The following is a 1984-nucleotide window of genomic DNA, read 5'->3' as shown; positions in this document are numbered from 1 at the left end:
CGGTGGGCACAGTCGGGTGATCGGGTCAGCCCGCTCAGCCGAAGAGGTTGTACGACTTCCAGCCGGTCCCGAAGAGGACCCGCTTTCCGAAGTTCCCGGTCGACGCCCCGGAGCCGGGGTAGAGCCACAGCTTGCCCGCCGTGTCCCGGGTCAGCAGGTCCGGGTGGCCGTCGGCGTTGACATCACCGGTGGTGGCCAGCGCGTTCATGCCCTTCATGGACGCGGCGAGCAGGGTCCTGGGCGCCAGCGGGGTCTTCGCGCTGCCGGTGCCCTTGTAGAGGTAGAACTTGCCGCCGGCGCCACGGGCCAGGACATCGGCCTTGCCGTCGGCGTTGTAGTCGCCGTGGCCGCGGACCATGTCGAACTGGCTCCAGCCACTGCCGATCAGAACGCGCGCGGCGAAGGTGCCGTTGCCCCGCCCCGGGTAGAGGTACGCCTTGCCACTGGATTCCACGGTCATCAGGTCCGGCAGTTCGTCACCGGTCAGATCGCCGGGCACCAGGATCTGCCGATGGCCGCGCCAGCCCTTGGCGATGATCTTGGTCTTGGTGGCGTTGTAGGACCAGTGCACGTCGCCGTTGGGGAGGCGGTAGACGACATCCTGGTAGTCGTCCCGGTCCAGGTCGGCCTGGACCAGCAGATTCACCCCGCCGAAGTTGGGATACGTGTACTTGCGGGTGATCCCGGTGCCCCGCGACATCCAGCCGTACAGCGTGCTGCCGGAGCGGGCGAGCAGATCGGCGGTGTGGTCGTCGCCGCTCCAGTTGGTGTCGTTGACGCGGGCGCGGATTCCGGCCTGGAAGGCGCTCGCCTTGGCGTAGACGCCGTACTTGCCCCGTGCGGAGCAGTCGATGTCACCCCAGGAGACGATGCCGGCGAGCCTGCCGCCCACGACCAGCGGTCCGCCGGAGTCACCGTTGCAGGTGGTCTCGGAGGTGCTGTCGCTGCCGGTGGGCGCCTTGCCGGCGCAGTACATCGTGCCGGCCTTGAAGTAGGAGCCGTACGCGGTCCGGCAGGCGGTGTCGGACTGGGCGTCCGCGTCGGCGACCTTCAGCCGGTCGGAGGCGCTGTTGGGGTTGGTGGAGCTGGTGCGGCCCCAGCCGTACACCTTGCCGTCCGTGCCCGGCCGGTAGAGCGCCGCGTCGGACGACCTGACGAGCGGCAGCGGCCTGGCCTTGACCGGCGAGGTCAGGGTGAGGACGGCCACGTCGTTGTTGATGGTGGCGGAGTCGTATCTGGCGTGGTTCCACTGGCGGTACGCGCCGCGGACCTGGCCGCCGTGGAAGTCGAGGATCGGGTTGCCCTGCGGGTCCGTGCGGCCGGTGTCGGTGGGCGTCCGGTCGGTGCCGGTGACGACCGCTCCGGTCCGTGCCCAGTCGATGCCCTGGACGCAGTGGGCCGCGGTGACGATCTTCGTCGGGGCGACGACGGCGCCTCCGCAGAAGTAGCTGCCCTGGGAGTCGGCGAAGTAGAGCTGGGCCATCCACGGCGCCGAGGCGATGGACGCCGGCTTGCCGCCGATGATGCGGGCGCCCGGCGCCGACTTCGGCTTGGCGGCGCCGCGCGGGGCCGGGGCGGCGGAGCCCTTCGTGGCCGCGTCGGCCGCGATGGCCTCGGCCACGCGCTCGCGGAGTTCCCGCTGTGTCGGCTCGGCGGGCTGTCCGGCCGTGGCGACGGACGGTGCGCCGCTGTTCTCCGCGGCCTGTGAACCTGTCGCCAGCAGGCCCGTACCGGCCAGGGCTATGACGGTCGCGACGGCGGGTATCTCACGTCTCAGCCGGCGCTGGGGCCGACCACCACGGGTGCGTTGCTGCACTCGGTAACCACCTTGGTCTGTGCCGGTGGAGCGCGAGCGCCCCACCGGGGAAATGATGGCGGCGGGGCGCGAAGAATATGCGGGCAGCCCTGGTCCGAGGCCCCCCGGCCTCTCCTGGCACTGCGGAATCCCCCCGGATCCCCCCACCTGAACGGGCCGATCGTAGGT

The 1984-nt window shown here is 70.9% G+C and carries 1 protein-coding gene; it reads right to left on the bottom strand.

Features of this window, described 5'->3' with window-relative positions:
• Positions 1–34: 34 nt before the first annotated feature.
• Positions 35–1816: a trypsin-like serine protease gene (locus ACWF94_RS39530; RefSeq protein WP_453499974.1), complete on the bottom strand. Its 1782-nt coding sequence runs from the start codon at positions 1814–1816 to the stop codon at positions 35–37.
• Positions 1817–1984 lie beyond the last annotated feature (168 nt).

Source organism: Streptomyces sp. NPDC055078 (genome assembly GCF_053607985.1).
The sequence above is the reverse complement of the archived record's forward strand: the minus strand, read 5'-3'. Positions and strand labels throughout refer to the sequence as shown.